Here is a 4356-nt window from a genome sequence, read left to right on the forward strand (position 1 = left end):
CGCGGCATGTGGTGGCCGAGCGTGGGGTGCGGCGTCTGCTGCTGACCAGCCGCCGGGGGTTGGAGGCTCCGGGTGCGGTGGAGTTGCGGGCGGAGCTGATCGCGCACGGGGTCGAGGTCACGGTCGCGGCGTGTGACGTGGCCGATCGGGATCAGGTGGCGGCGCTGCTGGCCGGGATCGACGCCGCTCATCCGCTGACAGCGGTGATCCACACTGCGGGTGTGCTGGATGACGGGACGATCCCGTCGCTGACGGCGGAGCGGTTGGACGCTGTCTTGCGGCCGAAGGTGGATGCCGCCTGGCATCTGCACGAGCTCACTCAAGACGAGGATCTGGTCGATTTCATCGTGTTCTCGTCGGTGGCGGGGACGTTCGGTGGGGCGGGGCAGGGCAACTACGCGGCGGGCAACGCGTTCTTGGACGCGTTGGCGGGGCATCGGCGCGGGCTGGGGCTGGCGGGGCGTTCGCTGGCGTGGGGTCCGTGGGAGCAGGACGCCGGGATGACGGGCGGGTTGGACGAGGTGGATCTGCGGCGGATGGCGCGTTCCGGGATGGCGCCTTTCTCGCCCGAGCAGGGACTGGCGTCCTTCGACGCGGTGCGTGCGACGGATCGTCCGGCGCTGGTGATCGCGCGGTTGGATCTGGCGGCGGTGCGGGCGGGTGGTGAGGTTCCGCACCTGCTGCGCGGGCTGGTGCGCGGCTCGCGCAGATCGGCGGTGTCGTCGGTCGTGACCGGTGACGGTGCGCTGATGGGACGGCTGGCCGGGTTGGGTGAGGCCGATCGGGTGCGGTTGCTGGTGGACACGGTGCGGGCGCAGGTGGCGACGGTCCTGGGGCATGCCTCGCCGGAGGCGGTGGACGTCCGGCGGGAGTTCATTGAGCTGGGCTTCGACAGCCTGACCGCGGTGGAGCTGCGCAACCGGTTGAACGCGGCGACCGGGCTGCGCCTGCCGGCCACCTTGGTCTTCGACTACCCGACTCCGGTTGGGCTGGCGGACTTCCTGCTGGGTGAGTTGCTCGGCGAGCGGGTCGATGAGGACGTGCTCTCGCCGGTGGTGCGGTCGGTGGCCGACGATCCGGTGGTGATCGTGGGGATGGCGTGTCGTTATCCGGGTGGGGTGTCTTCTCCGGAGGATCTGTGGCGTCTGGTGGTCGAGGAGGCCGACGCGATCACCGGGTTCCCGACGTCACGCGGCTGGGATCTCGGGACGTTGTACAACCCGGATCGGGAGAGCCGGGGGACCAGTTATGTGCGTGAGGGTGGGTTCCTGCACGAGGCCGGGGAGTTCGACCCCGGGTTCTTCGGGATCTCGCCGCGTGAGGCGCTGGCGATGGACCCGCAGCAGCGGTTGCTGCTGGAGACGTCGTGGGAGGCGGTCGAGCGGGCCGGGATCGATCCGCTCTCGCTGCGTGGCAGCCGTACCGGCGTGTTCGCCGGGGTCATGTACCACGACTACGCGACCGGTGTTGAGCTGCCACCGGAGGCGATGAGCTTCTCCGGTACGGGTAGCGCCGGTAGTGTCGCGACCGGCCGCCTGTCCTACACGCTCGGCCTGGAAGGGCCGGCGGTGACGGTGGACACCGCGTGCTCCTCCTCGCTGGTGGCGCTGCACCTGGCCGCGCAGGCGCTGCGCGGTGGTGAGTGTTCACTGGCGCTGGCCGGTGGCGTGACGGTGATGGCCACGCCGACCTCGTTCATCGACTTCAGCGCCCAGGGCGGGCTGGCCGCCGACGGACGGTGCAAGGCGTTCTCCGACAGCGCCGACGGTGCGGGCTGGTCCGAGGGCGTGGGCATGCTGGTGCTGGAGCGGTTGTCGGATGCTCGGCGTAATGGTCATCGGGTGTTGGCGGTGGTGCGTGGTTCCGCGGTGAATCAGGATGGTGCGTCGAACGGGTTGACGGCGCCGAATGGTCCGTCTCAGCAGCGGGTGATTCGTCAGGCGCTGGCGAGTGCGGGGCTGTCGGCGTCCGAGGTGGACGCGGTGGAGGCGCACGGCACCGGGACGACGCTGGGTGACCCGATCGAGGCGCAGGCCCTGCTCGCCACCTACGGCCAGGATCGGCCGGAGGATCGGCCGCTGCTGCTGGGCTCGATCAAGTCGAACATCGGGCACACCCAGGCCGCCGCCGGTGTCGCGGGCGTGATCAAGATGGTCATGGCGATGCGGCACGGGACGCTACCCAGGACGCTGCACGTGGACGCGCCCTCGTCGCATGTGGACTGGTCCTCGGGTGCGGTGGAGCTGCTGACCGAGCCGACTGAGTGGCCGGAGACCGACCGCTCGCGCCGGGCGGCGGTGTCGTCGTTCGGGATCAGCGGCACCAACGCGCACGTGATCGTCGAACAGGGACCGGAGCTCCCGGAAACCGCCGAAGCTCGCACAGCGGGTCAGGTGCCGGGTGCCGAGACGGTTCCGGTGGTGGTTTCGGGTCGTACGGCGGGGGCGTTGCGGGCGCAGGCCGGGCGGTTGGCGTCGTTCCTGGAGGGTGAGCCCGGTCTCGGGTTGGCCGATGTGGCGTTCTCGCTGGTGGCGACGCGGTCGGCGTTCGAGCATCGGGCGGTGGTGGTCGGTGGTCGTGAGGGTGTGCTGGCCGGGTTGGGTGCGCTGGCCGAGGATCTGCCGGGTGCGGGTGTGGTGCGCGGGGTGGCAGCGGGCGAGCTGAAGCTGGCGGTGTTGTTCACCGGCCAGGGCAGTCAGCGGGCTGGGATGGGCCGGGAGTTGTATGACCGGTTCCCGGTGTTCGCCGAAGCCTTGGACGCGGTGATCACCGAGCTGGATCCGCTGCTTGAGGGGTCGTTGCGTGAGGTGGTGTTCGCCGAGCCGGGGTCGGCTGAGGCGGGGTTGCTGGATCGGACGGGGTGGGCGCAGCCTGCGCTGTTCGCGGTGGAGACGGCGCTGTTCCGGCTGGTGTCCTCGTGGGGGGTGCGGCCGGATGTGCTGGCCGGGCACTCGGTCGGGGAGATCACAGCGGCTCATGTGGCGGGGGTGTTGTCGCTGCAGGACGCGTGTGCGTTGGTGGCGGCGCGGGCGCGGTTGATGCAGGCGTTGCCTGCCGGTGGGGCGATGGTGTCGGTGCGGGCCTCCGAAGAGATGGTCGTCGAGTTGCTGGCCGGGCGGGAGAAGGAGGTCTCGGTCGCCGCTGTGAACGGCCCGTCCTCGGTGGTGATCTCCGGTGTTGAGCAGGTGGTGCTGGAGGTGTCCGCCACTCTGGAGGAGCGGGGGATCAGGACGAAGCGGCTGCGGGTGTCGCACGCGTTCCATTCGCCGTTGATGGACCCGATGCTGGAGGAGTTCCGGGCGGTGGCGGCGACGCTCACCTACGACCCGCCACGGATCCCGATCGTGTCGACGCTGACCGGGGAACCCGCCACCGACGAGCAGCTGTGCTCACCGGACTACTGGGTGGAGCAGGTCCGTGGCGCCGTTCGTTTCGCCGACGGCGTGCGCACCCTGCACGGCCAGGGGGTTCGGGCGTATCTGGAGCTGGGCCCCGACGGGGTGCTCACCGCGATGGCGTCCGACACCCTCACCGTGCTCGCCGACGCGGAGGAGACGGTCCGCTCTCAGGCGGTCGCCGAGGAGCCGGATGCTCGTCGCGTCACCATGGACGGATATTCGGACTCCGACCCGGTATTGGTGTCGGCGCTGCGCGGGGGCCAGGACGAGCAGGCGACGATCGTGACGGCGCTGGCCGGGCTGCACGTACGCGGGGTGCCGGTCAGCTGGCCGACCTTGTTCGCCGGTGCTCGCAAGGTGGAGTTGCCGACGTACGCCTTCCAGCGTCAGTGGTACTGGCCGAGTGGCAGACGGGCCGGAGACGCCGAAGGTCTCGGACAGGTCGTGGCGGGACACCCGCTGCTGGGTGCGGTCATGGGGTTGGCCGACAGTGATGAGGCGTTGTTGACGGGTCGTGTCTCGTTGGGGTCGCATCCGTGGTTGGCGGATCATGTGGTGGGCGGGATGGTGATTTTTCCGGGTACGGGGTTTTTGGAGTTGGTGGTGCGGGCGGGTGATGAGGTCGGGTGTGACCTGGTCGAAGAGTTGACGTTGGTGGCGCCGTTGGTGCTGGGTGAGGACGATGCGGTGGCGGTGCAGGTGCGGGTGGGGGCTGCGGATGGGGTGGGTCGGCGTGGGGTGAGTGTTCATGCTCGGCCTGCGGGGGCCGGTGAACACGACGCCTGGGTACGGCACGCGAGTGGTGTGCTGGCGTCCGACGGCCAGGCCGGGGAGCGGTTCGACGTCGGGGTGTGGCCGCCGAAGGGTGCGTCGGTGGTCGAGGTGGGTGGGTTGTACGAGCGGCTGGCCGAGGGTGGGCTGGGGTATGGGCCGGTGTTCCAGGGGGTGCGGGGAGCTT

At 70.2% G+C, this 4356-nt stretch carries 1 protein-coding gene; it reads left to right on the plus strand.

Features of this window, described 5'->3' with window-relative positions:
- Positions 1-4356: type I polyketide synthase (locus AB0B96_RS40740; RefSeq protein WP_362907661.1), on the plus strand; the 4356-nt coding region annotated here is incomplete at both ends.

The organism is Streptosporangium sp. NPDC049046 (genome assembly GCF_040649155.1).
In the GTDB taxonomy this organism is placed as follows: Bacteria; Actinomycetota; Actinomycetes; order Streptosporangiales; family Streptosporangiaceae; genus Streptosporangium.